The 25,736-nt window shown below is 64.0% G+C and carries 28 protein-coding genes; 10 read left to right on the top strand and 18 right to left on the bottom strand.

Annotated elements, in window-relative coordinates; all coding sequences use genetic code 11:
* Positions 1–13: 13 nt before the first annotated feature.
* The 5 genes from RHO23_RS09135 (at position 14) to RHO23_RS09115 (ending at position 3,190) form a co-directional block, all read left to right on the top strand.
* The gene (locus tag RHO23_RS09135; protein WP_070941066.1) at positions 14–1,183 is read left to right on the top strand and encodes a neutral zinc metallopeptidase; all 1,170 of its coding nucleotides are present in this window, start codon (positions 14–16) and stop codon (positions 1,181–1,183) included.
* Between the two features lie 49 nt (positions 1,184–1,232).
* Positions 1,233–1,469 carry a preprotein translocase subunit SecG gene (secG, locus tag RHO23_RS09130; protein WP_030093493.1) on the top strand — a complete coding sequence of 79 codons (237 nt, stop codon included), beginning with the start codon at positions 1,233–1,235 and terminating at the stop codon, positions 1,467–1,469.
* 266 nt (positions 1,470–1,735) lie between these two features.
* Entirely contained in the window at positions 1,736–2,122 is a 387-nt protein-coding gene (locus RHO23_RS09125; protein ID WP_030093492.1) for a hypothetical protein, read from the top strand.
* Entirely contained in the window at positions 2,119–2,454 is a 336-nt protein-coding gene (locus tag RHO23_RS09120) for a hypothetical protein (protein WP_030093491.1), read from the top strand. Before RHO23_RS09125 ends, RHO23_RS09120 begins: the two co-directional genes overlap by 4 nt.
* Positions 2,441–3,190, top strand: a complete 750-nt coding sequence (locus RHO23_RS09115) for a hypothetical protein (protein ID WP_064410329.1) — start codon at positions 2,441–2,443, stop codon at positions 3,188–3,190. Before RHO23_RS09120 ends, RHO23_RS09115 begins: the two co-directional genes overlap by 14 nt.
* Here RHO23_RS09115 and RHO23_RS09110 read toward each other — a convergent pair.
* From RHO23_RS09110 to tkt, 8 genes are all read right to left on the bottom strand, one after another.
* A complete protein-coding gene (locus RHO23_RS09110) occupies positions 3,187–3,468 on the bottom strand; it encodes a cytochrome C oxidase subunit IV family protein (RefSeq protein WP_423488950.1) in 282 nt (93 codons plus the stop codon). The genes RHO23_RS09115 and RHO23_RS09110 overlap by 4 nt on opposite strands.
* A 15-nt stretch (positions 3,469–3,483) precedes the next feature.
* Positions 3,484–4,026 (bottom strand): cytochrome c oxidase subunit 3, encoded by a 543-nt coding sequence (locus tag RHO23_RS09105; protein ID WP_264922512.1) that lies wholly within the window; start codon positions 4,024–4,026, stop codon positions 3,484–3,486.
* A gap of 53 nt (positions 4,027–4,079) precedes the next feature.
* Positions 4,080–4,649 carry a hypothetical protein gene (locus RHO23_RS09100; RefSeq protein WP_264922511.1) on the bottom strand — a complete coding sequence of 190 codons (570 nt, stop codon included), beginning with the start codon at positions 4,647–4,649 and terminating at the stop codon, positions 4,080–4,082.
* A gap of 461 nt (positions 4,650–5,110) precedes the next feature.
* Positions 5,111–5,854, bottom strand: coding sequence for a 6-phosphogluconolactonase (gene pgl, locus RHO23_RS09095; protein WP_046253857.1), 744 nt, complete (start codon positions 5,852–5,854; stop codon positions 5,111–5,113).
* Positions 5,851–6,759: a glucose-6-phosphate dehydrogenase assembly protein OpcA gene (gene opcA, locus RHO23_RS09090; RefSeq protein WP_423488949.1), complete on the bottom strand. Its 909-nt coding sequence runs from the start codon at positions 6,757–6,759 to the stop codon at positions 5,851–5,853. Before opcA ends, pgl begins: the two co-directional genes overlap by 4 nt.
* Positions 6,756–8,306: a glucose-6-phosphate dehydrogenase gene (zwf, locus tag RHO23_RS09085; protein ID WP_030093487.1), complete on the bottom strand. Its 1,551-nt coding sequence runs from the start codon at positions 8,304–8,306 to the stop codon at positions 6,756–6,758. Before zwf ends, opcA begins: the two co-directional genes overlap by 4 nt.
* A gap of 35 nt (positions 8,307–8,341) precedes the next feature.
* A complete protein-coding gene (tal, locus tag RHO23_RS09080; RefSeq protein ID WP_030093486.1) occupies positions 8,342–9,475 on the bottom strand; it encodes a transaldolase in 1,134 nt (377 codons plus the stop codon).
* A gap of 26 nt (positions 9,476–9,501) precedes the next feature.
* Positions 9,502–11,616: a transketolase gene (tkt, locus tag RHO23_RS09075; RefSeq protein ID WP_109421024.1), complete on the bottom strand. Its 2,115-nt coding sequence runs from the start codon at positions 11,614–11,616 to the stop codon at positions 9,502–9,504.
* Positions 11,617–11,834: 218 nt separating this feature from the next.
* On the opposite strand from tkt, the gene RHO23_RS09070 reads away from it, so the two are divergent.
* Entirely contained in the window at positions 11,835–12,773 is a 939-nt protein-coding gene (locus RHO23_RS09070) for a heme o synthase (protein WP_064408967.1), read from the top strand.
* Here the strand turns inward: RHO23_RS09070 and RHO23_RS09065 are convergent.
* Positions 12,762–13,739: a quinone oxidoreductase family protein gene (locus RHO23_RS09065; RefSeq protein WP_064408966.1), complete on the bottom strand. Its 978-nt coding sequence runs from the start codon at positions 13,737–13,739 to the stop codon at positions 12,762–12,764. The two genes, RHO23_RS09070 and RHO23_RS09065, sit on opposite strands and share 12 nt — an antisense overlap.
* A 33-nt stretch (positions 13,740–13,772) precedes the next feature.
* On the opposite strand from RHO23_RS09065, the gene RHO23_RS09060 reads away from it, so the two are divergent.
* Positions 13,773–14,105, top strand: coding sequence for a hypothetical protein (locus RHO23_RS09060; RefSeq protein ID WP_030093482.1), 333 nt, complete (start codon positions 13,773–13,775; stop codon positions 14,103–14,105).
* Positions 14,087–15,052: an ATP-grasp domain-containing protein gene (locus tag RHO23_RS09055; RefSeq protein WP_064408965.1), complete on the top strand. Its 966-nt coding sequence runs from the start codon at positions 14,087–14,089 to the stop codon at positions 15,050–15,052. The genes RHO23_RS09060 and RHO23_RS09055 overlap by 19 nt, the downstream gene beginning before the upstream one ends.
* Here the strand turns inward: RHO23_RS09055 and RHO23_RS09050 are convergent.
* The 9 genes from RHO23_RS09050 to RHO23_RS09010 all read right to left on the bottom strand — a co-directional run bounded on the left by RHO23_RS09050 (position 15,005) and on the right by RHO23_RS09010 (position 25,028).
* Positions 15,005–15,991 carry a COX15/CtaA family protein gene (locus tag RHO23_RS09050; RefSeq protein ID WP_064408964.1) on the bottom strand — a complete coding sequence of 329 codons (987 nt, stop codon included), beginning with the start codon at positions 15,989–15,991 and terminating at the stop codon, positions 15,005–15,007. The genes RHO23_RS09055 and RHO23_RS09050 overlap by 48 nt on opposite strands.
* Positions 15,992–16,053: 62 nt before the next feature.
* Complete coding sequence (locus RHO23_RS09045) at positions 16,054–17,304, bottom strand: MlaD family protein (protein ID WP_064410327.1); 1,251 nt, start codon at positions 17,302–17,304, stop codon at positions 16,054–16,056.
* Positions 17,305–17,372: 68 nt separating this feature from the next.
* Positions 17,373–18,557 (bottom strand): MlaD family protein, encoded by a 1,185-nt coding sequence (locus RHO23_RS09040; RefSeq protein ID WP_064408963.1) that lies wholly within the window; start codon positions 18,555–18,557, stop codon positions 17,373–17,375.
* Positions 18,557–19,681 (bottom strand): MlaD family protein, encoded by a 1,125-nt coding sequence (locus RHO23_RS09035; RefSeq protein ID WP_423488948.1) that lies wholly within the window; start codon positions 19,679–19,681, stop codon positions 18,557–18,559. The genes RHO23_RS09040 and RHO23_RS09035 overlap by 1 nt, the downstream gene beginning before the upstream one ends.
* Positions 19,678–20,724: an MCE family protein gene (locus RHO23_RS09030; RefSeq protein ID WP_423488947.1), complete on the bottom strand. Its 1,047-nt coding sequence runs from the start codon at positions 20,722–20,724 to the stop codon at positions 19,678–19,680. Before RHO23_RS09030 ends, RHO23_RS09035 begins: the two co-directional genes overlap by 4 nt.
* Positions 20,717–21,772: an MlaD family protein gene (locus RHO23_RS09025; RefSeq protein WP_064408960.1), complete on the bottom strand. Its 1,056-nt coding sequence runs from the start codon at positions 21,770–21,772 to the stop codon at positions 20,717–20,719. Before RHO23_RS09025 ends, RHO23_RS09030 begins: the two co-directional genes overlap by 8 nt.
* On the bottom strand, positions 21,769–23,289 hold the full coding sequence (locus RHO23_RS09020; protein ID WP_064410326.1) for an MlaD family protein: 1,521 nt from the start codon (positions 23,287–23,289) through the stop codon (positions 21,769–21,771). Before RHO23_RS09020 ends, RHO23_RS09025 begins: the two co-directional genes overlap by 4 nt.
* Before the next feature lies 1 nt (position 23,290).
* Positions 23,291–24,148: an MlaE family ABC transporter permease gene (locus RHO23_RS09015; RefSeq protein ID WP_064408959.1), complete on the bottom strand. Its 858-nt coding sequence runs from the start codon at positions 24,146–24,148 to the stop codon at positions 23,291–23,293.
* Position 24,149: 1 nt separating this feature from the next.
* Complete coding sequence (locus RHO23_RS09010; protein ID WP_227457765.1) at positions 24,150–25,028, bottom strand: MlaE family ABC transporter permease; 879 nt, start codon at positions 25,026–25,028, stop codon at positions 24,150–24,152.
* Positions 25,029–25,312: 284 nt separating this feature from the next.
* Here RHO23_RS09010 and RHO23_RS09005 point away from each other — a divergent pair, with 284 nt between their 5' ends.
* Together RHO23_RS09005 and RHO23_RS09000 are read left to right on the top strand one after the other, a co-directional pair.
* On the top strand, positions 25,313–25,537 hold the full coding sequence (locus RHO23_RS09005; protein WP_057965922.1) for a hypothetical protein: 225 nt from the start codon (positions 25,313–25,315) through the stop codon (positions 25,535–25,537).
* A complete protein-coding gene (locus RHO23_RS09000; protein WP_082822421.1) occupies positions 25,525–25,725 on the top strand; it encodes a hypothetical protein in 201 nt (66 codons plus the stop codon). The genes RHO23_RS09005 and RHO23_RS09000 overlap by 13 nt, the downstream gene beginning before the upstream one ends.
* Positions 25,726–25,736: the final 11 nt, after the last annotated feature.

The following is a 25,736-nucleotide window of genomic DNA, read 5'->3' as shown; positions in this document are numbered from 1 at the left end:
GGGGGCGGACCACATGGGGCAGCAGCCGTATTACCAATCCAGGCCGGTGCCCGGCTGGGGTACACCACTACCGCCGCCCGCTCAGGCGCCGATGGCGCCACCTCCACGTGGATGGCGTCCACCGCCTGTTGCGCCATTGCCGGGATACCCTGCGCCTCAACCGCGGCCCGCCTATCCGGTGCCACCGGTGCGTCCGGTCTATCTGCCGCCGGCCGGATACGGACCGCGGCCGCGTGCGCACGGTGGGTCTCACACCGGCCTGATCGTCGCCGGCGTAGTTTGCGCTCTGGTTGTCGCTTTCGTGCTGGGCACGGCGGCGGTATGGGCACTGCGTCCGAATAGGGACCGTTCGGTGCGAGTCACAACCACGTGGCAGTACCCGTCGGCCACAGTTCGCAGTACCGCCGTGTGGGCCTCATCGTCGACGAGGCCCACCACGGCACCGGCGCCCCCGCCGCCTCCTGGCCCCAAGCCGGTGTACGCGCTCGGCAACAATCCGTTATTTCGGAATCAGGACGCGGGATTCACGAATGCGCCGTGCTCCACGAGCACATGGCCGTTCGACATCCCGCACGCCGACGCCTTCTACCGCGACCTTCGCGGGTGCATGGATCCGGAGTGGCGGCGGCTGCTTGACGGGCACAGCCTGCCGTGGTCGTCGCCGGGTTTGGTAGTGGCGGGAGACTATGTGGATTCGCCCTGTGGAGGCGAATATTTCGGAAGGGAGAGGGCCGCCTTTTACTGCCCCTCGAACAACACCATCTACATGTCGATCGTGGGTGTGCCTCCGGGCAGGTATGGGAATCATGACGGTATCTACCTGGCCGTTTACGCCCACGAGTATGGGCACCATGTGCAGGAGCTCAGCGGGATGTGGGATGAGTACTGGCGCCAGCGCCGCGCTGCCGGAGTCGATTCACCGCTGGGACTTGAGCTCTCCCGACGACTGGAACTGCAGGCCCAGTGCTTCTCGGGAATGTTCCTTGGCTCCCGACGTGGTGGCACCATCACCCAGCAGGAACTCGACCTGGCCTGGAATGACCAGGATCGCGGAGACGGACAGCAGCCGACGCGTGACCACGGTTCCAACCAGCACGCCGAGGCATGGTGGCGGCATGGTTCGCTCAAGAATCGGCTGTGGGAATGCAATACCTGGCTGGCCGATAGTTCGGCAGTGAGCTGAACGGAGTCCCTGCGCAGGTGAGCGGAACCGAGCCGGTAGGCTAACCACCATGGAATTGGCGTTGCAGATCATCCTGGTGATCACGAGCTTGCTCGTGGTCTTGCTGGTGCTGTTGCACCGTGCGAAGGGCGGTGGTCTGTCCACGCTGTTCGGTGGTGGCGTGCAGTCGAGCCTCTCCGGTTCAACCGTGGTGGAGAAGAACCTGGACCGGCTCACCTACTTCGTCACTGCTATTTGGGTGATCTCGATCATCGGCGTCGGGCTGGAGATCAAGCTCGGCGGATAGCGGAACGACGTTTTACCGGCAGCGGACTACTCCACAGGTAGTCCGCTGTTTTGTCTCTGCGGTAGATATTCTCGCTGGTAGTTGATGTTTCATCTATTTGCCGAGAAATTTCTTCAAAATTCATGGAACCGATTCATGTCCTCGGACCATCAATCTCTATGTATGGCACAGAAGTCGACGAGTGCCATCAGCGGTCGGTGGACCGGGGACGCGGAGGGGACGTTCCCGTTTCACCGGCCGCACCCCCAGGAAAGGAGCCCCTCGACATGTCGGAGTGCCGTGGTGACCCCCGCCAATGGATCCGTGAGTACCAGGATCGCCTGGAGGTTCTTGGGCAACGCGCCCAGTACGTGCAGCAGACCGTGGGCCTGGTTCGCGGCCACGCCAAGGATGATGTGGGAGTCGCGGTGACCGTTGGGTCCGGCGGCCGCATCGAGGCGCTGGATCTCGATGAGTCCACACTGTCGATGGACGCGCGGGATCTGTCGGCAATCATCACCAGGACTATCGCCGCGGCACAGGTCAATGCGGCCAGCCAGATCCACAGCACGTTGCATGACCTCACCGGTGACGGACCGGCCATGGACTACGTCAAGGGCTACCTGGACGGGGGGCACCTTGGGGAGGGTGAACATCTGGGACCGTCCACATGAGCAATGAGCCGGGCGGGACCTTCCACTTTGACCGCGATGTGGTGTTACACGAGGCGGCGAACCTCGAGAGCGCCGGGGAGTCCGTGCGGTACTTGCTCGAGCATCACGGCGAGGGGCTCGGCGATCAGGACCTGGGGTCTGTGTCGTCGGATTTCGTGATGTCGGTGCGGGGAAGCATCGATGAGCTGTCCGACGCGGTCCGCACGCTCGGCGATGTCATCGTGGAGACGGGACAGCGCCTTCACGATCAAGCTCGGCAGATCGCCGAGGCGGAGGACCAAACTGTCGCCGCGATGACGAAGATTGGTGAAGGGTTCGGTGGACACCCTTGATGCCGAGCTGAAACCGCTCACTCGCCTCTATGACGCCGGATTGGGCTTCCTGGTCGAGCATGTGCAGTTCCTGGAAGAACCGCTCAATGCGATGCGGGGTGACCCCGTCGCGGCGTCCGCCGAAGCCACCTTCTGGCGCTATTGCATCGCCGATGTCACCAATGTGCAACAGGAACTGTCGGCGGTGCTCAGTGCGCTGGGCGACGGTCACAGCGGGGCGGCGGCAACAGGATTCGGTGAGGCGGCAGGTGCTCTCGATGACGCTTTGCAGGAGCTGCGCCTCGTCGCGGCGAATGTCAATCAGCGCATCAACGTGGTGACGGATCTGGTCACGCATACCCGGAGCATGCTCGGGCAATGGGTGGAAGGGTATGTGGACGACGTCATTACCGAGTTCACGGCGGCCCGGGCGGCCTCACCCATCACCCAGGGCGGCAGCGTGGCGACCACGATCGCCTCCGCCGTGGCGGATGCCTCCGAGCTTGGAAACAAGATGGGCCGCACGCTATCGCAGCTCTTGGACCGTCTTGACGAGCATGCGGCAGCGATCCGGGACGCGGTGGCGGAGTTCGCGATCAATGTGCGGCGTCTGAAAACGCCCGCGCCGGGACCCGCCGTCGCACCCTCGCCGGGTGCGCCAGCTCAGCTGCCTGCTCCGACACCGGCCCAGGCGGCGCATGGCCTGTCCGTAGACCCGGACGCGCTCTTCGCCGCGGGACAGGGCAACGAGAACTAGGCCGCTACGCACAGGGTGTAGGTAAGGATTGCGAAGACGACGATGATCCAAGTACCGCACAGCGTTTGAAGCCACCGCGGCGCGCGGTTGATCTCCATGTAGGAGGCGATGATGAGTACCGCCTTCACCGCAGTCAGCGACAGCACGATCAGTATCACCGCGTTCGAGGGCCGTACCGGGGAACTCTCGGACCACGAGAGTACGGTGCAGACCGTCAGCGCCAGCCAGGTAGGCAGTGCGGTACGTCCCACGCGCGTGTGCAGCGACGAAATGATCATTGGCTTGCTCACTATCTAAATCAGGTAGATCAATGCGAACAGCACGACCCATAGGACGTCCACCATGTGCCAGTACACGCCGATGCCCTCGAGGAGCGCCACGCCGTAGCGGTGTGTGTCCGTGGGACGCGTCGAGCGGGCGGCGGCACTCAGGCCGAGCAGTCCGACCAACACGTGCAGCAGGTGAATTCCGGTGAAAACGAAGTAGTACATGAAGAACTCACCTGCGACGGTATGCGAGCCCGCAGTCAGATGGCGACTGTATTCAACTGCCTTGAGCACCACGAACACTGAGCCGAATCCGATGGCGGTGAGATAGTAGCCGTGGGCGCGAGCCCATTGTTTCCAGCGGGCATGGGTAAGTGCGGCCACCACCGCGGCGGAACTCGTTATCAGGGTGAGGGTTTCGGCCAGACCGAGCGGCTGTGACATGCTCGCGCGGCCGAGCTCGAACATGGCGGGGTTTCGGGAGTAGTTCCATCCCCAGATCGCGAAGAAGACGCCGAAGACCGTGAGATCCCCCATGATGAAGATCCACAACTCTGCTTCGCCCGGTATGTGTACTTTGGTTCGGGTCCGGTGCGTGGGCACCCGCACACCGGCCTCAACGCTCACGAAAAATTCGCCGTTACAGGAGAGTTCGCGGATTCTGATTCAGCGATGAGCTTGCGTACCGCTGGCACGAGGATCGCCGGTGAGACCGCGAAATAGACGATGAAAAGAATTGCGGGGATCCAGAACCCCACGACACCGTTCCATGCGAAGGGCCCGGAATGGAAGAAGAACACCAGGAGCTCGGGCAGATAGAGGATCGCGATCCATAGGTTCAGGTATCCGAACCAGCGCGGGATCAACGGGTCGTGGCGGGGGCTCAGTACGAGGATGGCGTAGGCGCTCAGTATCCATACCATCAAGAACATGGGGATACCCCCGATGAATTGGAGGAATCCGTAGTCGCTCGCGTACTGCACAAGCGCAGCGTCGCGCTCGGTCCGAAACGCCGCCACGGCGAACGAAAACGGTGTGTAGAAGTTCATCACCAAATACGTGGCCAGGGTCAGGCCCATCATGACGGTGACGAGGCCGGCGTGGCGCTCGATCCTGCGGACAATGAGGACTAACAGCGCCGAAACCGGGAACAGGGCAAATGTCGAGCACATCATGAGCACCGCCGCGAGCATGAGCCAGACATGTCGGCGCTCAAACTGGCCGGCGACCGCCGCAGGATCGGCCGAGGGTGGAATCGGTGGCATGAAGTGTGCCACCAGCATCCAGCCGGTACCGAATATCAGCAGGTAAAGCAGCCCTGACCACGCGCTGGCGCGCTCTAACGTCCGATCGTGCATGCGTCGAACTCCTCACCGTGTAGCCCGCCGTGCGCGGCTATCGCTCAGGACCCTCTTGGTCGAAAGGTCCGTGGCCGCGATGCGGTGTGGGTATGTCAGCGAATTGACCGATCGTTAACATATGCCCGAAGCGCGGAGGAGGTCAATACCCTAGTGGGAAGTTGCCGCCGCATCGAATCTGAGCGCGTTGGTACGCGCCGAGGTCTTCATTAGATCTCGCGCGCGGTAAAACGGGCAGCGACAAACTGTTTCGGCCCTGAATCGCGGCCGCATGAGGGCCGGGTTGGGGGCTGCGCCTAGTTCAGCTGGCTCGCGGCGGCTTCGTCGAGCAGCCACACGGTACGTTCGGTGCCCTTGGCGCCTGCCGCGGGCACATCGATCGGATCGGCCCCTCCGATCGCCGCCGCGACGGCTTCGGCCTTGGCCTCGCCCGAGACGATCAACCACACCTCGCGTGAACGCTGAATAGCGGGCAGTGTCAACGTGATCCGCTGCGGTGGTGGCTTGGGGGAGTCGGGCACCGCAACCACCAGTCGGTGTGTTTCCTTGACGGCATCGGTATGCGGGAACAGTGAGTTGATATGCCCCTCGCCGCCCATGCCCAGCAGGTGGACGTCGAAGGCCGGGCAGTCCTGGCCGGGCTCGGCATTGGCCGCCAGCAGCTGCTCGTAAGCGAGTGCGGCCGCGTCCAGGTCGGTGCCGTACTCGCTTTCGCTGTTGGGCATCGCGTGCATGTTGCGTAGCGGGAAGTCGACATGCTCAAGCAGTGCCTCCCAGGCCTGCCAGGCATTACGTTCCGGATCGGTCTTCGGGACGTACCGGTCGTCGCCCCAGAACACGTGGACGTTGGCCCAGTCGAGATCGCTGGCCACCTCGCGCAGATGCTTGAGCAGGGCGATGCCGGTACCGCCCCCGGTGAGCACGATCAGCGCCTTGCCGCGTTCGGCGAGGGCACCGGCGATTGCCGATGCCAGCCGGTCGCCTGCTGCGGTCACCAAAGTATCGGTATCCGCGTACTTTTCGATGATTGTTTCACTCATAGGAATTGCACCTTCGCGATTCCCTCAAGCGCCGTGCGGTAGATCTCATCGGGATCGAGGCGGCGCAAATCCTCGGCCAGGCAATCTCGTGTCTCTCTGCGCGGCAACGGAAGTGATGCTGTCGGGCGCCCGGTGCGGGCCAAGGTCGCGATGGCCCCGGTCTGCGGCCGGCTCAGGGTGACGACCTCGCTGTCCCGGTGCAGTTCCACCTTGAGCTCGCCGACCAGCCGGGTGACGGGTCCTTCGATACGTGACGCGAGCCAGCCCGCGGTGACATCGAGCGCGGGTTCGGTGGCGAGCCCGGACACCACTGCCGAGTTGATGCCCTCGTACGGTGGCTGATCCAGTGCCGAGGCCAGCAGCGCACGCCAGTAGGTGATCCGGCTCCACGACAGGTCGGTGTCGCCGGGGGTGTATCCGGCGAGCCGGTTCTTGATGGCGTTCAAGGGGTCTGGTGCCGTTGTCGCATCGGTAATGCGGCGGATCGCCAGACGTCCCAGCGGATCTTTCGCGGGAATGGCGGGCGCCTGGTTGGGCCACCACGCCACCACCGGGGTGTCGGGCAACAGGAAGGGGATCACGACACTGTGCTCGTGGGCGGCGAGAGGGCCGCGCAGCCGCAATACGACGACCTCGCCGGTCCCGGCGTCACCCCCGACCCGGATCTGGGCATTGAGCCCGGTGGTGGGGGCCAGCGGATTGCGCTCCAGCACGATGATGCGGCAGGGATGCTCGTGGCTGGCGCCGTTGGCAGCTTCGATGACCTCTTCGACGTCATCGCCGGCGTCGGTGATGACAACCAGGGTCAGGACGCGCGCCATGGTGACCGCACCACCGGTTTCGCGCAGCTCCACCAGCTTTTTGTTGACGTCGTTGGTGGTGGTGTCGGGCAGATCGATGATCATGGTCGCCTCCAGTCACGTCCCGTGCGGGCCAGCATGTCGAACGCCGACTGGGGGCCCCAGGTGCCGGATTCGTAGGTCTCGGGTTTTCCTTCCGACGCCCAGAAGTCCAGTGCGGGATCCAAGATCCGCCACGACAACTCGACTTCGGCGTTCACCGGGAACAGCGAGGGCTCGCCCAACAGCACGTCGAGAATCAATCGCTCGTACGCCTCGGGCGATTCCTCGGTGAAGGCCTGCTCATACGAGAAGTCCATGTTGACGTCCCGTACCTCCATCGCGGTGCCCGGAACCTTCGATCCGAAGCGCAGCGTGACGCCCTCATCGGGCTGCACCCGAATCACCAGCGCGTTGGCGCCAAGTTCCTCGGTCATCGTGGAATCGAAGGGCAGATGTGGTGCCCGCTTGAACACCAGGGCGATCTCGGTGACTCGGCGGCCGAGGCGTTTACCGGTGCGCAGATAGAACGGGACCCCGGCCCAGCGGCGGCTGTCGACCTCCAGGGTGATCGCGGCGAAAGTTTCGGTGGTCGAGGTCTTGGAGAAGCCTTCCTCCTCCAGCAGGCCGGGCACCTGCTGGCTGCCCTGCCACCCGGGTCCGTATTGGCCGCGGGCAGTGGTTTCGGCGAGCGGCTCGGCCAGCCGAGTGGCCGAGAGCACCTTGATCTTCTCGGCCTGCAGCTCGGCGGGGGAGAAGTTGATGGGCTCCTCCATCGCGGTGAATGCCAGCAGCTGCAGCAGGTGATTCTGGATAACATCGCGTGCTGCCCCGATGCCGTCGTAATAGCCTGCGCGGCCGCCCAATCCGATGTCCTCGGCCATGGTGATCTGCACATGGTCCACGAAGTGGGCGTTCCAGATCGGGTCGAACAACTGGTTGGCGAACCGCAGCGCCAGAATGTTCTGCACCGTCTCCTTGCCGAGGTAATGATCGATCCGGAAGACCGATTCCTCGGGGAACACCTCGTTGACCACAGCATTCAGCTCGCGGGCGCTCTGCAGATCGTGGCCGAAGGGTTTTTCGATCACGACGCGGCGCCATGCGCCGTCCACGGGCTGCGCGAGTCTGGACTTGGACAGCTGCTCGCACACCGTGGGGAATGCTTTCGGCGGAATCGACAGGTAGAAGGCGTGATTGCCGCCGGTGCCGCGTTCCTCGTCGAGCGTCTGCAGGGTCTTCTTGAGCTGCTCGAAGGCCTCGTCATCATCGAAACTGCCCTGCACGAACCGGATTCCTTCGGCAAGACGGTCCCAGACGTGCTGACGGAACGGGGTGCGTGAGTGTTCCTTCACGGCATCGAGCACAATCTGGCCGAAGTCCTCGTTGGCCCAGTCCCGGCGGGCGAACCCGACCAACGCGAAGCTCGGTGGCAGCAGCCCGCGATTGGCCAGGTCATAGATGGCCGGCATCAACTTCTTGCGGGCCAGATCGCCGGTGACCCCGAAGATCACCAGCGAGCAGGGTCCCGCGATGCGTGGAAGACGCTTATCGCGCTTGTCCCGCAACGGGTTTGTCGCCGACGAGCCGTTCGCGCGAAGAATGTCAGTCATGGATGAGCCTTTCGTGTGAAGACCGTCATCCACGCTCACTCCTTGGTGGATACCGCGTCGAGTTGGGCTTGGGTGGCGTCGATGAGCTCGTTCCAGGCGACCTCGAATTTGTCGACGCCCTCGGTCTCGAGCACCTCGAACACGTCGTCCAGATCGATTCCCGCGCGACTGAGCTCATGGAAGACCGCGTGCGCGCCGTCATATGTTCCGTGAATGGTGTTGCCGGTGACGATGCCGTGATCGGCAACGGCCTCCAACGTCTTCTCGGGCATGGTGTTGACGGTGTGCGGAGCCACCAGGTCCACCACGTAGAGGGTGTCGTCGTAGTCGGGGTTCTTGACTCCGGTCGAGGCCCACAGCGGACGCTGCACGCGCGCACCGGCCTTCTTGAGCTCGGCGAACCGGTGACCGTGATCGAAGACCTTCTCGTAGGCCTGGTAGGCGAGGCGGGCATTGGCGACTCCGGCCCGGCCCCGCAGGGACAGTGCCTGACCGTTGCCGATGTCCTCGAGGCGTTTGTCGATCTCGGTGTCTACCCGGGACACGAAGAACGAGGCCACCGAGTGGATCTTGGAGAGGTCGCGTCCGGCTTCCTTGGCGGCCTCCAGACCGGCCAGGTAGGCATCCATCACTTCCTTGTGGCGTTCCACCGAGAAGATCAGGGTGACGTTGACCGAGATGCCTTCGGCGATGACTGCCGAGATCGCGGGCAGACCGGCCTTGGTGGCCGGGATCTTGATCAACAGGTTGGGCCGATCGACGATCTTCCACAGCTCGATGGCCTGCAGGATGGTCTTATCGGTGTCGTGTGCCAGGCGCGGGTCCACCTCGATGGACACTCGGCCGTCGACGCCCTCGGAGGCTTCGTACTGCGGAGCCAACACGTCGCAGGCGGCGCGCACGTCATCGGTGGTGGCGGTGCGGATTGCCGAGTCGACATCGGCCCCCCGCTCGGCCAGCTCGGCGATCTGTGCGTCGTAGGCATGCCCCTTGGACAGCGCGGCCTGGAAGATCGCAGGGTTGGTGGTCACCCCGACGATGCTTCTGGTCGCGATCAACTCGGCGAGGTTGCCCGAGTTGAGTCGGTCCCGGGAGAGATCGTCGAGCCAGACGGCGACTCCGGCTTCGCTCAGTTCGGCGAGATTAGCGTTCTGATCAGATGTGCTCATGGGATTCATCCCTTCCTGATTCGGGGTTATTGAGCTGCTGCGATGGACCTTTCGGCGGCCGCAGCCACTGCATCCGGGGTGAAGCCGAACTCACGGAACAAGGTCTTGTCGTCAGCGGAAGCTCCGAAGTGCTCCAGTGAGACGATTTGACCGGCGTCGCCGACGAACTTGTACCAGCCTTGCGCGATGCCGGCTTCCACGGACACCCGGGCACGCACCGACGGCGGCAGCACGCTGTCGCGGTATTCCTGGGGCTGGGACTCGAACCATTCCACACAGGGGAACGACACCACGGAGGCCGCAATTCCCTTGGCGGCGAGAATCTTCTTGGCCTCGACGGCGAGCTGCAGTTCCGAGCCCGTGCCGATGAGGATCACATCGGGCTGGCCATCGGCTGCCTCCAGCACGTAGCCGCCCTTGGCCACACCCTCGCGGCTGGTGCCTTCCAGGATCGGCACACCCTGGCGGGTGAGCGCCAATCCGACTGGGCCGGTGCTGGATTGACGCTCCAGGACGGTCGCCCAGGCGTACGCGGTTTCGTTCGCGTCGCCGGGGCGCACCACCGAAAGGTTGGGGATGGCGCGCAGGGCGGCCAGGTGCTCCACCGGCTGGTGGGTGGGGCCATCCTCGCCGAGACCGATCGAGTCGTGTGTCCACACGTAGATCGGGTCGATGTTCATCAATGCCGCCAGGCGCACCGCGGGCCGCATGTAGTCGGCGAACTGCAGGAACGTTCCGCCGTACGCGCGGGTGGGGCCATGCAGCACGATGCCGGACAGGATCGATCCCATCGCATGCTCGCGGATACCGAAATGCAGTGTGCGGCCGTATGGTTGGGCATTCCAGTCCGATGTCGCGATGGACGTTGGGCCGAAGGAATCGGCGCCCTTGATGGTGGTGTTGTTGCTGCCCGCGAGGTCCGCGGAGCCACCCCACAGCTCGGGAAGCTTGGCGCCGAGCGCCGACAGGGTGTCGCCGGACGCGGCACGAGTAGCCACGCCCTTGGCGCCGGGCTCCCAGGACGGCAGGTCAGCGTCCCAGCCCTCGGGCAGGGTGCGCGCCTCCAGCCGGTCCAGCAGTGCCTTGCGCTCGGGCTCGCGGGCGGCCCAGGCGTCAAAATCCTTGTCCCACTCCGCATGTGCCTGCTTGCCGCGCTGCACCAGCTCGCGGGTGTGGGCGATGACCTCTGGGGCCACGTCGAAGGATTTCTCCGGATCGAAGCCCAGAATCTTCTTGGTGGCGGCCACCTCGTCAGCCCCCAGCGCCGAGCCGTGCACGCCGCCGGTGTTCATCTTGGTGGGAGCGGGGTAGCCGATGATCGTGCGTAACGCGATGAACGACGGGCGGTCGGTGACCGCACGGGCGTTGGCCAGTGCTTCCTCGATGCCGGTGACGTTCTCACCACTGATGACGGTCTGTACATGCCAGCCGTACGCCTCGTAGCGGGCGGGGGTGTCCTCGCTCAGTGCGATCTTGGTGTCGTGCTCGATGGAGATCTCGTTGTCGTCCCAGATGACGATGAGGTTCCCGAGCTGTTGGGTACCGGCCAAGGAGGACGCTTCCGAGGTCACGCCCTCTTCGATGTCGCCGTCGGAGGCGATGACGTAGATGAAGTGGTCGAACGGGCTGGTGCCGGGCGCGGCGTCGGGGTCGAACAAGCCGCGCTCGTACCGAGAGGCCATCGCCATGCCAACCGCCGAGGCCAGGCCCTGGCCGAGCGGCCCGGTGGTGATCTCGACACCCTTGGTGTGGTGGTACTCGGGGTGACCGGGGGTCAACGAGCCCCAGGTACGCAGTGCCTCGATATCGGAGAGTTCCAGGCCGAATCCGCCCAAGTACAGCTGCAGGTACAGGGTCAGGCTGCTGTGCCCGCAGGACAGCACGAATCGGTCGCGCCCGATCCAGGAGGGGTCGCTGGGATCGTGGCGCAGCTGACGCTGGAAAAGCGTGTATGCCACGGGTGCCAGGCTCATCGCGGTGCCGGGGTGGCCATTGCCGACCTTCTGCACGGCATCAGCGGCCAGCACCCGTGCGGTGTCTACCGCACGCGAGTCCAGGTCTGTCCAGTCATCCGGGTGGTCGGCCCGGGTGAGGGTTGGGATATCGGTCGGGATCTCGTCGATCGCGGTCACGGGGCCCATCGTAGTGCTGCCGATTTCCCACCGCTGCCTCACGGCCGGGTCACGCCGTCTAGGCAATGTGATAGTCCGGTGGCGGACAACCTATGTTCACTTCCGGGGGCCGACCTTGGTTGTCGACGCGCGACCCTGGCGGTCTACCATCGTGTGTAGTAGAGCGCTCAGTGCCGCGGGTCGGCTGGCTCACCGGATAATTACCCAGGAGGATCAGCGCGGTGCGGATGCGAGAGACGCAAGGCGCGCGTGCTCGCGGCCCGTTCCTTTCGACAATCCTCGCCTACGTGGCGCTGACCAAGCCCAGGGTCATCGAGCTGCTGCTGGTCACCACGATCCCCGCGATGCTGCTGGCCGACCGCAGTCACGTGAATCCGCTGTTGATCCTGAACACGCTGCTCGGTGGCATCATGGCCGCTGCCAGCGCCAACACGCTGAACTGTGTGGCCGATGCCGATATCGACAAGGTCATGAAGCGCACCGCGCGGCGGCCGCTGGCGACATCGACGGTCACCACGCGCAACGCCCTGATCTTCGGGATCGTGCTCGGCGTGGGGGCCTTCGCCTGGCTGTGGTGGACCGCCAACCTGCTGTCCGGCGTGCTCGCCGTCGCCACCATCGCCTTCTACGTGTTCATCTACACGCTGGTGCTCAAGCGCCGCACCGCGCAGAACGTGGTGTGGGGCGGGGCGGCCGGATGCATGCCGGTGATGATCGGGTGGTCGGCGGTCACCGGCACCATTGAGTGGCCGGCGGTGGTGATGTTCCTGATCATCTTCTTCTGGACTCCGCCGCACACCTGGGCGCTGGCCATGCGCTACAAAGAGGATTACCGGGCCGCGGGGGTCCCGATGCTGCCCGTGATCGCCACCGAGGAGAAGGTCACCCGGCTGATTCTCATCTACACCTGGCTGACGGTGCTGGCCACGCTGGCACTCGCGCTGGCCGCGGGTGTCATCTACGCCGTAGTCGCATTCCTGGCCGGGGTGTGGTTCCTGGCGATGGCGCACCAGCTGTACTCGGGTGTGCGCAAGGGGCAGCCGATCAAACCGCTGCGGTTGTTCCTGCAGTCCAACAACTACCTGGCCGTGGTCTTCTGCGCCCTGGCGGTCGACTCGGTGGTCGGCTGGCCGCTGTTGTTCAGCAATGGGCTGCTAGGGCACTAGGACGACCGACCCGGTGGTCTTGCGTGCTTCCAGGTCGATGTGGGCCTGGGCAGCCTGCTCCAGCGGATAGCTGGCTCCGACGGTGATCTTCAATGTCCCGCGCGACACCAGATCCAGGACCTCATCGGCGCGCCAGGCGAATTCTGCCGGGGTGCGGATGAAATGCCCCATGGTCGGTCGGGTCAGCACTGCCGACTTCGCGGTGAGGCGCTGCGGGTCGAAGGGCGGCACCTGGCCACTGGCCGCGCCGTACAGGGCGATCAGGCCACGCACCCGGACTGCCGCCAGGCTTGCCTCGAAGGTCGACTTGCCGACGCCGTCGTAGGCGACCGCGACACCCTCACCCGAGGTCAGCTCGAGGATCTTCTCGGCGAATTCCGCCGGATCTGTGGGATCCGGGTAGGGCAGCACCTCGGCGGCACCGGCCTCGCGGGATAGTTTCTCCTTGGCCGCGCTCGACACGGTCGTGATGACCCTGACCCCGCGATGGGACGCCCATTGGGTCAGCAGCAAGCCCATTCCGCCGGCTCCGGCGTGCACCAGCACGGTGTCACCGGCGGCGACGGGGTATACCGAGGTGAGCAGGTAATGGGCGGTGATGCCTTGAAGCAGGGCGCTCGCGGCAACCTCCGAAGACAGGCTCGCGGGCACTTTTGCGGTGTAATCGGCTGGTGCGGTGGTCGATTCGGCGTACCCCCAGGCGGCCACGGGGCTGGCGACCCGGTCGCCAGGGGCAAGGTTTTCGACACCCTCACCCACCGCGCTTACCACTCCGGTGACCTCGGATCCCGGAATGTGAGGGAGCGGGGCGGCGTAGCTGCCGTTACGCAGATAGATATCGCGGAAGTTGACCCCCACCGCGTCGACGTCGATGAGTACCTCGCCGGGGCCCGGTGTCGGAGCTGTCTTTTCGACGAGGGTGAGCACTTCGGGTCCGCCGGTCGCCGGCACTTCGATGGCGCGCATGGGTACCAGTATCCAGGCACGTACGCTCTATACATGACCGATGAAGCCCAGCCCGCCGACAAGCAGCGGAAGGTGTCCGTTCCGTCGACCGTGCATCGCGCACTGACGGCGTTCGTGAAGGCGCATCACATGCCCACCAAGGCGGTGCTGCAGCCCATCGGGCAGGCGGGTGTTCGCATCACCCTGGTCGGCGCCGACGGAATCCTCGGGGATCAGGTGGTCACCGACCTGGCGACCGCGCACGCCGCAGTGGAGGCCGTCGAAGGCATCGAGGCCGTTGAGGAATGGGACCGCGAGCTGGTCAGTACCGCCACCCCGGCACCGGGTCACGCCAAGAAGATGGCCGGGTGGGTCGCCCGGACGTAAGGCTGGGACGGCCGGATATCTTCCATCCGCGCATCGTTCTGGCCGGTTGCCCTCAACTCGTCTCCGGTGACGGTGACGACGCTGAACTTGTTGCCGCACTGCGTGTTCGTGACCTACATGCGCGTTGGCTGTCCTGGGATGACCCGGAGACCGCGCAAGCCGATTTGGTGATCCTGCGCGCTACCTGGGACTACCCCGAACGCCTGGATGAGTTCCTGCGATGGGCCGGGTCGATGCGCAACCTGCTCAACCCACTGCCGGTGGTGCGCTGGAACACCGACAAGCGTTACCTGAATGATCTTGCCGCAGTGGGTATTCCGACGGTTCCGAGTACCTTCTTCGCACCCGACGAGCCCGTCGTGCTGCCCGACGGCGAACTGGTGATCAAGCCCGCGGTGGCCGGAGGCTCGCGCGGCGCGGGGCGTTTCACGTGCCCGGAAGCCGCCCGTGATCATGCCGAGGCGCTGCAGGACGAGGGTCGCACCGTTCTCATCCAGCCCTACGACCCTCGAGTCGACGTGCACGGCGAAACGGCGTTGGTCTTCCTCAACGGCGAACCGTCCCATGCGTTTACCAAGGGCGCGCTACTACCTCCGCCGGGTGCTGCCGCCGAGGTCGACGAGTCGGGCCTGTTCCACTCCGAGCGGTTGGCACCGGTGAAACCGTCCTCGGCGCTGTGGAAGTTTGGCGCTTCGGCGTTGGCTGCCGCGGCCACCAAATCCGGCATCGCCATGGCCGAACTGCTGTATGCGCGTGTCGACGTGATCGGTGGAGTGCACGACGACGACCCACGGCTGTTGGAGCTGGAATTGGTCGAGCCGTCGCTGGGCTGGCGTCAGCTGGAGACCGAAGAGCGCGATCTGGCGCAACGAAAGTTCGTGATCGGTGTTGACGAGGCGTTAGAGCGTTTGGGCCTGGGCCCGCTGGGGCAGCACCGACGCGGCTAGCGCCGGGGTGGTCAGCGCCGCCCAGAGAGCGGCGGTGGCCGCGGTGCACGCTGCCGCACCTGCGACGTGGACGGCGACGAGCACGGCAGGCACGCCGGTGTAGAACTGCACCACACCCACGAATCCCTGCGCCAGGGTGAGTGCCAGCAATGCCGTGAAGCGCACCCAGATAGGCCGGGTCACGCCGACGGCCGCGAGCCCGAATCCCAGCCCCACCAGCAGCGCCAGGTAGGCGATGAGCAGTGTGCCGTGCAGATGCACCAGCGTGGTGATCTCCACCTGTAGCCGGGGCACTACGCGGGTGACGCTTTTGTCGCCGGCATGTGGCCCTGCTCCGGTCACCAGCGTTCCGGCCACCAGGACGGCGGCCAGGGTCACGCCGATCAGCGCGGTCAGGCGGCGCAACGGTGCGGGCGGCGGGGGCACCATCGGGAAGTCGGAGACGACGTCGGGCTCACCGATTTTCACGTAGAGCAGCGTGGCCAGCCACACCATGCCCATCGACACCAGCAGATGGATCGCAACCGTCCACCACAGCAGGCCCGTCAATACGGTGATGCCACCGATGACAGCCTGCAGCACGGTCGAGGCCGGCATCAGCCAGGCGTACACGAGCACCTCGTGGCGGCGGCGCGCACGTGTCACCGCAAGGACGGCCAACGCGGCGGTGATCACCACCAGGAAACTGATCATCCGGTTGCCGAATTCGACGGCCTGGTGGATGCGGGGCACTTCGGCTACGGCGACCGGGGTGAAACTTCCGGGGAAGCACTGCGGCCAGGTCGGGCATCCCAGGCCCGAGGCGGTGACCCGAACCACGGCGCCGGTCACGGCGATTCCGCCTTGCGTCAGCACGACCGCCGCGGCGATGAGTCGCTGCGCGCGCAGGCTCGGCATCGGCAGCAGATCGACCACCCGCAAAAACGCCCGATATAACACGCGATGAGTCTATGCCACTGCCAACTACGCCTTGTAGTAGCGGATGTCCTACGTTCGGACCCCTACTGTGGCGGCTCGATGGGCAGCGTTGGTCCGCCGTATGGGGTGGGGATGCTGAAACGTCCCGTGGGCGTCCGATCCGCGGTTGTCCCGAGATCGGCCCCGGCGCGTGGTCCGGCCGTATCGTCTCCCGCCGGGCGTGGAGCGTTCTTGGCCCCGCGGATCAGGACGGCGGGATCGTCGTCACGGCAGAACGTGTTCAGGAACGGCTCGGGGTAGTCGGCCGACGACGGGGGCCTGCGCGGGGTGCCGTAGTCACACGTGTAGCGGGGATAGATGTCTGCGGTGGCCCACCCGCCACCGTCATGCAGGATCGTGGTGAGGGCCTCGAGCATGGAACCGCGATAGTCGGGGAACAGCGCATTGAGCGCGGGTACACGCAGGTAGGTCAGGTGCGAGACGGTGGCAAGGTTCCCGAGCAGCTGCACCATGGTGTCCGAGTTGTCGGAGAAGAGTGCGTCGATCTGATGGAAACGCTGCTGTCCGGTGTCGACGAGTGTGCGGTAGCCGCCCTCCATCCGGTTGACGCCGTTCATCACGGTGGTGAGATTGCGTGAGGTGGTGGCGATGCCGTTGTTGACATCGGCGGCGGTGGTGAGCACGACCCGGCTGGTGCGCAACAGGCTGATCGTCTCGGGCAGTACCTGATCGAGAGTTGCCAACAGGAACGTGCCGCCGTCGATGATGTCCGTGAGCTTGCGGGGGCCGTCCTTACTCAGGCTCAGTTCCTTGCGGATGATCTCCAGCTTCTTCGGGTCGAGCTGCGCCAATGTGCCGTCCGCATCGGCGAGCAGCTGCGCGAGGGTGACCGGAGTCGTTGCCGTGCCGTTACCGACGACGCTGCCGTCGGTAAGAAATGGTCCGGCATCCGAGTGCGAGGAGAAGCCGACATACTGCTCGCCGGCGGGTGAGAGTCCCGACACCCGCACCGTGCTGGAGGTGGGAATCTTCGCCGGTGAGTTGATGCTGATGATCGCGTTGACGCTGTCCTGGGTCACGTCGACCGACTCGACGCGCCCCACCGGTGCTCCCTGGAACATCACATCTTGGTGGGGGAGCAGACCCCCCGATTCGGCAAGTTGCACGGTGACCCGGTAGCTGGGTGCGAACGGGCTGATGCGTAATCCGCCGACGAGGATGTAAACCGACCCGACGACGAAGGCGAACGCCAGCGCCAGTCCAGAAAGCCAGAGCCGTCGCCGGTAGTAGAAACGCACATTCTGCAGCACGATGTCGGCCGCGGTTTCGAGCAGCCCGGAGATGCCGGGTTTCAATGGGGCAGAGTTGGTTTCGGTGTGCCCGTCCTCGGCGATGCTCGTGGTCATCGTGGCTCACCTTGTTCGGGTGCGGATGGAACCGGGGCACCAGGCGTTAGCGGTATGGGTGCCCCACCCATCGGACTGTCCGGGCCTTGCCCGACGACCCGCTCCTGCAGGCGCCACAGCGTGTATTTGATTGAACCGGCGAGCTTGGCCCAGTCGTATCGCTTCGGGCCGTGGAAGCCGGGGTCCCCCTTGAACCCGATATCGGGGATGGATCCGAGTGCGATCTTGTCGATCTGGGCATTGAGGGGCAGCGAGTCTCCCGAAGTCAGTTTGACGAGGATCGGGAGCAGACGGCTCAGGTCCGAGAGCTTGGTGTCGGGGCTGACCACCACATCATTGAGTGCCCCCGCGACATCGTTGAGGTCCGCGACCACGCTGCGGGTTCCCTGGTCGGTGCCCGCGATCGACGGAAACTTGGACAACTGCCGGGACGCGCCGCCGACCTGCAATGCGAGGTCGATGATTCCCTGGGTGTTCTCGGAGACGGTTTCGGTGGCGGGGCCCGCGGCCTTCATCATCTCCGCCAGCGCCGTGCGCTTGTCTTCCAGTCGCATGGACAGTTGTGAAACGTTGGTGATGGCCGCGTCGAGTTGTGTTGAGCGCGCGTCGATTTTCGCCAAGAGCCGGTTGGAATCGCTGATGAGGTTCCCAAAAGCGTGCCCTTGATCCCCGGTCGCCTTACCGAGACCGTTGACAATGTCGGTGAGGTTGCGCACGGCACCGCCATTGATCATCAGGGCCGCCGAACTCATCACCGACTCCACCGTCGACGCGGCGGCCGTTGAATCCAGGCCGATGGTGTCACCTTGCTTCAACAGGGGATCGGTGGATCGGCTGTCGGATGGCGGCGCAACGGAGACGAACACGTCACCCAGTGGCGTGGCCGAGCGCAGCTGCGCGGTGCTCCCGGCGGGGAGCCGTACCCCGTCCATGATGCGCAGGGTGATGACGGCGACGTAGTTCCGGGTCACCATCGACTCGACAAAACCGACATCGGCGCCGGCCAGCTTGACCTTGGCCCTGTCGGGGAGATTGAGCGCGTTGGTGAACAACGCGGTCAACGTGTACCCGCCGCTCCCGGCGCTCGGCGCGGGCAGCGGGAGGCTGGCCAGGCCATTGGTGGCGCATCCGGACAGAAGGGCGCCGGCGAGCAGCACGCTGAGGGCGGCAGAATGCTTCACTACTTCTGTCCCATCGCTGCGAGGCCATCGAGCATGTAGGTCAATCCGAAATCAGGCCCGTAGTCCTGAAGCGTTCCGGTGCTGCAACCGAGCTGGCGCAGCCCCATGAGATTGCATATCTCCTTGGCGAATTGGGTGTCGAAGAGGACCTTGTCGACAAGGATGTGCGCGCGCATACTCCCGTTGTTCTGATCGACGGCGTTGTAGAGGTTGTCGGACATCAGTGGGAGGACGTCGAAGAGTTCCGAGGCCTCGCGCTGGTAGTCGGTCAACGACTGCAATGCCGTGTTTCCGTGTTGCACGCTCTGTGCGAAGTTGTTTCGGTTCCTCTCCACGATGGCGCCGGCCTTCTCGATGATGGCGTTGAGGGTGTGGCCCGTTTCTCCTGAGCCAAAGTCCTCGTTGGCGACGATCTGGCTGAGTTGCCGCACGCTGGAACCGAAGTCGCGCAGCGTCTGGTCGTTTTTGGCGGCGGCATCGAAGAGCGAGCTGGTGTTGGTGATGATGGTGATCAGCTGCTCGCGGGTGAGTGCACCGCCGTCTTCGGAGGTGATGCGCAGGGCCTTTGACAGTGCATCTGCCGCCGATTTCATCTGCCCACCGTTGCCGTCGGCTATCGCGGCGCTGTTGTTCACCAGATCGGCGAGGGGCCCCTGTCCCTTGCCGTCGCCGCGCAGCGACCCCGACAGCTTGTCGAGAATGCCGAGCACACGGTCGAATTCGATGGGCGATTTGGTGTTCGGTAGTCCGATGGTGTCGTTTTCTTTCAACGTCGGCCCGCCTCGGTAGGGCGGAGTGAGCTCGATGTGTCTGTCGGTGAGAATCGACGTAGACACCGTCACCGCCTGCGCATCTGCCGGAATCTGTACGTCTTCGTCGATCGCCAGCACCACTTCGGCGTAGCCGCCCTTGAGGTTGATGGCGGCGACGCGTCCCACCGGCATACCCAGCACGGAGACCGGATTGTCGACATAAAGCCCCGAGACGCTTTCGAACTGCGCCGTGACCGTCATGGTGTTCACATACGGTTTGATGTAGCGCCACCCGATGACGCCGAGAGCGGCCGCCACCACCAGAGCGGCGATGAGGGCGGCGATGATGGTCGATCGCGGGATAGTTTTCACTTACAGTCCTTGAAGTACTCAAGCATGCCGAATTGCTTTGCCCGGCCGCTGATTGCGCACATCCACGAGTCCACCAGCAGCCCATTGGTGACATTGGCTTCCCAGGCGTTGCCATACCCGAAGGCGTTGGTGACGTTGCGCGCTGTGACAGGGGCGATCTGCAGGATGTTGCGCACCAAGTCGTCGTGGTCCGACAGCAACCTCAACAGGTGATTCAGGTCCCGGATCAGGTCTTCGATGCTGGCCTGGTCGTCCACCACGACCTTGCTCAGGAACGTGACCAGCTTTGTGGTTGATTGGATCAGTGCGTGAAATGCGGTGCGGCGTACCACGAATTCACCCAGCAGGTCCTGACCCTGCCGGACGAGTGTCCCGACGCCGGACTGCTGGCGACGCAGTGTGCTGCTGACGGTGTCGATATTGGCGAGCAGCGACCCGATCTGGGTCCGCCGATTGGCAACGATGGTGGAGAGACGATGCAGGTCATCCATGGCTTGCGGGATGACCGGCGGTAGGCCCTCCAGCTGCTTGCCCAGTGTGCCGAGCGAGGCGGCGATCTGGTCGGTATTGGTCTCGCCGAACGTGGTGGTGACGTCGGCCAGTGTGTCTTGCAGATCGTAGGGGACCTCGGTATGCGCCAGGTCGATGATTCGGTGCGGCACAGTTCCGCTGCGTCCCGGCCGCAACTCGAGGTATCGCGAGCCAAGGATGGTGGTGACCTTCATAATCGCTCTGGTCTCGGCGCCCAGCGGGACGTTGTCACGCACACGCAGACCGACTTCCACGTGATCGCGAGCAAGGCGCATGCTGGTCACCTCACCGACCGGGATGCCCGCGACCGTGACGATGTTGCCCGTGTGCAGGGCTGCGGCTTGCGCGAATTGCGCTGTGTAGTGCCGATATCCGAGACCAGCGGCCTTTACCAGGAGCAATCCGCCCATAACCGCGACGATCAATCCGATCGCGATGAATCCGATCCATGTCTTGTTGTACGAGTCCAACGGGCGTCGAACGGAACGCCGCCAACGTGCCCTGTTAACCATTGGCCATGCTCCTGCACTTGGGTGTGTGCTGGGCCTTGTTTCCCGGTGTTGCCGCATCCACGATGATCGGGACGACGATGTTCAACCCGGGAAAGAATCCGAGCGCGTTGAGATCACACGCATAGATGTTCACGTAGGAGCCGCTCTGTGTTATCCGGGCGACGCCCTTGAGAATTAACGGCAGGTTGCTTCCCAGGAATGCGGTTTGACTTTCGATGCCGACCATGTGCCGGGCCACGCCCGGCTGGCGGTTGATGAGTTCGTTGAGCGGCGGATCGATGATGTCACTGATCGCGGAGAGCCGTTGGGCCACATGGCGGAAAGAACCCAGTGAGTCCACGAGTTCAGGGCGCTTGGCGTTGAACGAGGACATCATCTGCCGGGTCTGGGTCAAGATCTGATCAAGGTCGCCGTCCTGGTCGGCGAGGATGCCGGAGACCGCGTCCAAGTTGGTAATGACCTGGTCAAGAGATTCGTCCTTACCCGCGACAATCCTTGTCAGGCTGGTGGTTTGGTTCACCAGCGTGGGTATCGCGGCAGTATCGCCCTGCAGTGAGGCGACCACGCCATTGGTCAGGTTGTCGAGCTGCTTGGGATCCAGGGTGCTGAACAGGGGCGCATATCCGTGTAGCAGTCTGCCGACATCGAATGAGGGCTCGGTCCGTTCCAGTGGAATGGTGCTGCCCGCGGGCAGCGGATCAAGGCTGCCTGTATTGCCGATCGACAGACCGAGATAGCGCTGGCCGATGATGTTCTGGTACGTCACGGAGGCAACGGTGTTCCCGAACACGTGCTGGTCGTTCTGTACGACGAAGGAGACCTTCGCCGTATCGCCGGCGAGTTCCACCTTTTCGACGCGGCCTACCCGTACGCCGGCGATCCTGACGTCATCGCCCTCACGCAGACCGAACACGTCGGAGACCATTGCTTGATAGGGCGTCGTCGACCCGGAGATATCGCGCCGCAGCGAGACATAAACCAGCCAGGTCAGACCAAGACAGACCGTTGTGAAAAGGGCAAGGCCCACAAATGCGCCGCGTACTTTCATGACCCGCTTTCGTGTGACTTCTTCAGGGACACGGTGGTTCCCCGCGCCAACGGCCCGAGCAGTAGTTGTGTTGCTGTACTGGCTGTTTCGCCTGTGATCAGGCCGAGCTGGGCCCTTTCCTCGGCCCCACCCACCGGCCCCACGTTGCCGCCGTATGAGGCAGGCGCGGCAGCTGGGACTGACTGTGCCGGGCCGAGAGGCGGGGGAGCGTCTGCGGGGTCCGCGGTCCCGGGTACCCGGGGGGCAGGGCCGGTCCACCAGGGCAAGGGTGGGTTGGGGTCAGCGAGTGCGGGATTCGGGTTGATTAGCGGGGGGCCCACCGCGATCAGATTTCCGTCGGGGCCGATCTTCGTTCCCGGTGGTGGCGTTAAGTCTTTGGGCGGCCGATAGTTCTGTGGGAGGAGAACTTCCGGTAGGTCTGGACGTACGGCGATTTGCGGTGCGGTGAAGCAGCTCGGGCCCTTGAGCTCGCCGTACTGGGGGCAATCGGCTCGGGTGTAGGTAGTGGAAGGCGTGAAGGAGAGGATGCCGCGCAGCGTCGCGCTGTCGTTCTCCGGATTCCACGCCTCCTCGATGAACTTGTTGGCGAACGTCCTGGTTCGCACCGCGATCGGGACGAAGTGCCTACGGTTTTTCGCGATGACGCCGAGGGCGGGACCGAGCTCCGCGGAGATCCGGATGAGCTGGTCAATATGGTTGTCGATGGCTTCTCGTGCTGTGCCGAAGGTGTAGTCGGCACTGGCGACCATCGATTTCAGTTGTGCGCGTTTCTCGGCGAATGTCTGCATCGGCCGGACCGCCTGATGTAAGGCATCGACCAGGTCAGGAGCGGTGTCCTGTAATCCGGCCGCCGCATCGACCAGGGCAGAGACGGTCGATGGGCCAGGGTCGGTGGTGACGATGCTGTCGAGCTGTTGAATGAGGCGGTTCAATTGGGCTCCGCCGGTGAGAAGTCTGGCCCTGCGGTTCTCGGTGGCGGCCCCCACTGCGGCCAGGATGCCCACCGTGTTGTCGTTGCGGTCACGACCCGTGGCGGCCAGTACATCGCGCAGCTTGCTGATGGTTGTCTGGAACAGCACCGTCGGCAATGTGGTGTCTTCCTGGATGCGGGCCCCGGCGCGGATCTGCGTCGCGTTCCCGTTCTGGACCAGCTGCACCGAGGACACCGCGAACACATTGCTGGGCACGACCCGTGCGGTGACGGTCGACGGAATGTTCTTGGCGTACGGCGCTTTTATCTGGATCCGCACGTAGTTCGGCTTGCCGTCGACCGCTGGGGTGACGTCGTGGACAGCACCCACGAGCACGCCCCGGTACTTGACGTCAGATTTCCTGGGCAGGCCGTCGCCGACATTTTCGAGCTCGGCGACCACGTTGATGTAGTCATCCAGGCGGCCAGTCGATTTCAAGAGCAGCAGGGTCACTGCTACGGCGATGGAGACGATGACGATCCCGCCGCGGATGAGCAGTTGGCGCGTGTTCGGGCCGCGGCCGTCGAATTCGAAAGGGTTGCGCACGTCAGCCTCCGAACCGTGCGCCCGCATCGACGCCCCAGAGGGCCATCGTGAGCAGCATGTTGACCATCACGACGGCGGTGATGGTGGATCGAATGGCGTGGCCTGCCGCGACCCCAACCCCTTCGGGCCCGCCGCTGGCATAGAAGCCGTAGTAGCACTGGATGGTCGAGGCGATCCAGCCGAAGATGATGCACTTGATCACCGAATAGATGACGTCCTGAACACTGAGCATCATGGTGAAGTAGTGCAGATAGGAGCCGGTGGAGGTGTTGCCGAGAACCATCACCATGAGCTGGCAGGACAGATAGCTGGTGGCCAGGCACACCACATAGAGCGGCAGGACGGCGACGACCGAGGCCATTAACCGGGTGGTGACCAGATAGGGGATGGGCCGGATAGCCAAGGCGCCCAACGCATCGATCTCCTCGGCGATGCGCATCGAGCCGAGCTGGGCAGTGAACCGGCAACCCGCCTGCACCGCGAACGCCAGTGAGGCCATCAACGGCGCCAGTTCGCGGGTGTTCACCAGTGACGAGATGAAACCTGTTGCCGGACCCAGTCCAAGCAGGTCGAGGAAGGCGTAACCCTCGATGGCGATCAAGGCGCCGGCAAGCATCCCCAGCCCCACCGCCACGCCGGCGGTACCGCCGCCAACCACGATGGATCCGTTTCCCCACGAGATATCGGAGAGCAGGCGCACGAATTCTCTGCGGTAGTGGCGTAATGCGAACGGGATTCCGGCGAGCGCTTCGCCAAAGAAGGTGAGCATGTGCCCGAGTTGCATGATCGGTCCCGCGCCGACGTCTTGAGCCCTTTGGAAGGGGCGCAGCGGTCCGGGGATGTGACGTGACGCCGTCACGTCACAGGCCCGTACGCGGAGACAACATGACGTAGAACTGACTGATGGCGACGTTCACGGCCATGAGGATCAAGATCGATTCCACGACAGCGGCATTCACTGAATTGGCCACTCCGATCGGGCCGCCCTGAGTTGCCAGGCCCTTCTGGCATGAGATCACCGCTACCAAAGCACCGAAGATGACTGCCTTGAGGAGGGCCACGATCATGTCACCGGTGGTGGCGAAGGACGAGAAGGTCGCTACGAAGCTGCCTGGGGCACCATCCAGGGCGTAGACGTTGAACAGGTAGGCGGCCAGGAAGCCGACGAAACAGGTTCCGCCGGTGAGCAGCAGTGCCACCAGGATCGCGGCGGCGAACCGGGGAACCACCAATCTGCGGATGACCGAGACTCCCATGACTTCCATGGCATCGGTCTCTTCACGCATTGTCCGCGAACCCAAGTCGGCGGTGATCGCGGAGCCGACGGCCGTGGCCATCAACATCGCTGCCACGAGTGGTGCGGCCTGGCGAATCACCGCCAGTCCACTGGCGGCGCCGGCCAGTGAGGTGGCACCGACTTGTGCCGCCAGGAGTGCGAATTGAATCGACAGTGTGACTCCGAGCGGCAGTGCGATCAGGACGGTGGGAAGTACAGCGGTCGATGCCATGAACGCGCCCTGACGGATGAACTCACGCCATGGGAAACGCCCGGAGGCTACGTCGATGAAGAAGTACTGCACGGTGTGTACGGCCATCACGAACTGCTCGCCGACAGTAGTCACGGCCGCCAAAGGATGACGCCGGACGTAGCCGACGGCCCAGTCCTCGATCGTCGCGACGCTGCCGGCCGGAGCCTTCACTCCGTGAGCCGACGCACGCTCCACTGCTGGATCACTCAAAGTCTTATCCCCGACTTTCCCTTGACGGGTCAGACAGCAACAGTGCGGACGGCGCCGTTGCAGTCTTCCGTGGCCCACACTCTAGGGAGGTCCCCAAAGCGTGGTCAATAGATTCTACGAAGAATAGTCATTAACATAAAAATCCTGAACGAGATATGTTGGCATTTCACATGCACTAATCTCACGTAGAAGTCCCTAGTATCAGGGGAACAGCCGAGCACATGATGTAGGGCGGATTACTACCGGCGTAGTGGTGCCGGGATGTCAGAGAGGATGTTCCAGCAATGTTGAGCAAGCTCAACCGGATGCTGAATTACGAGATGAAGGTCTCCGAGTTCCTCGGGACACTGATCATCATCGGGATTCCCTACGGCTTGATCGGTGTGGTGTGGACACTGACGCACACATCGCACCTCAAGGAACTCGACGGGATCGACCTGGTGATCTCGTTTCTCGGCTCGATTGTCTGCTGGCCAGTGCTCACGTTCTCGAATGTGTGCATGACCTGATGATGGGGTTGGTGTGGGTCATCGATGTCCTGGTGATCATCGTTCAGATCATGGGAGGCCGCCGTCAGGTCAATCCGGTACTGCGGATTGGGTTATGGGTCTCATTCGTCTGTCTCCTCGTCGCCGGAATCGCGGCGCTGGGCGGACTTCTGGTGCTGCTGCAGATGTGGCTGACAACCCTGCGCTGAGAGGAAAAGTA

Source organism: Mycobacteroides sp. PCS013 (assembly GCF_049532645.1).
GTDB lineage: Bacteria > Actinomycetota > Actinomycetes > Mycobacteriales > Mycobacteriaceae > Mycobacterium > Mycobacterium gwanakae.
The sequence above is the reverse complement of the archived record's forward strand: the minus strand, read 5'-3'. Positions and strand labels throughout refer to the sequence as shown.

Bases quoted from the DNA above. Each gene is read 5' to 3' on its own strand.
- RHO23_RS09135 (WP_070941066.1), top strand. From the start codon at position 14: ATGGGGCAGCAGCCGTATTACCAATCCAGGCCGGTGCCCGGCTGGGGT.
- secG (WP_030093493.1), top strand. From the start codon at position 1,233: ATGGAATTGGCGTTGCAGATCATCCTGGTGATCACGAGCTTGCTCGTG.
- RHO23_RS09125 (WP_030093492.1), top strand. From the start codon at position 1,736: ATGTCGGAGTGCCGTGGTGACCCCCGCCAATGGATCCGTGAGTACCAG.
- RHO23_RS09120 (WP_030093491.1), top strand. From the start codon at position 2,119: ATGAGCAATGAGCCGGGCGGGACCTTCCACTTTGACCGCGATGTGGTG.
- RHO23_RS09110 (WP_423488950.1), bottom strand. From the start codon at position 3,468: ATGATCATTTCGTCGCTGCACACGCGCGTGGGACGTACCGCACTGCCT.
- RHO23_RS09100 (WP_264922511.1), bottom strand. From the start codon at position 4,649: ATGCTCGCGGCGGTGCTCATGATGTGCTCGACATTTGCCCTGTTCCCG.
- pgl (WP_046253857.1), bottom strand. From the start codon at position 5,854: ATGAGTGAAACAATCATCGAAAAGTACGCGGATACCGATACTTTGGTG.
- opcA (WP_423488949.1), bottom strand. From the start codon at position 6,759: ATGATCATCGATCTGCCCGACACCACCACCAACGACGTCAACAAAAAG.
- zwf (WP_030093487.1), bottom strand. From the start codon at position 8,306: ATGACTGACATTCTTCGCGCGAACGGCTCGTCGGCGACAAACCCGTTG.
- tal (WP_030093486.1), bottom strand. From the start codon at position 9,475: ATGAGCACATCTGATCAGAACGCTAATCTCGCCGAACTGAGCGAAGCC.
- tkt (WP_109421024.1), bottom strand. From the start codon at position 11,616: ATGGGCCCCGTGACCGCGATCGACGAGATCCCGACCGATATCCCAACC.
- RHO23_RS09070 (WP_064408967.1), top strand. From the start codon at position 11,835: ATGCGAGAGACGCAAGGCGCGCGTGCTCGCGGCCCGTTCCTTTCGACA.
- RHO23_RS09065 (WP_064408966.1), bottom strand. From the start codon at position 13,739: ATGCGCGCCATCGAAGTGCCGGCGACCGGCGGACCCGAAGTGCTCACC.
- RHO23_RS09060 (WP_030093482.1), top strand. From the start codon at position 13,773: ATGACCGATGAAGCCCAGCCCGCCGACAAGCAGCGGAAGGTGTCCGTT.
- RHO23_RS09030 (WP_423488947.1), bottom strand. From the start codon at position 20,724: ATGGTTAACAGGGCACGTTGGCGGCGTTCCGTTCGACGCCCGTTGGAC.
- RHO23_RS09025 (WP_064408960.1), bottom strand. From the start codon at position 21,772: ATGAAAGTACGCGGCGCATTTGTGGGCCTTGCCCTTTTCACAACGGTC.
- RHO23_RS09005 (WP_057965922.1), top strand. From the start codon at position 25,313: ATGTTGAGCAAGCTCAACCGGATGCTGAATTACGAGATGAAGGTCTCC.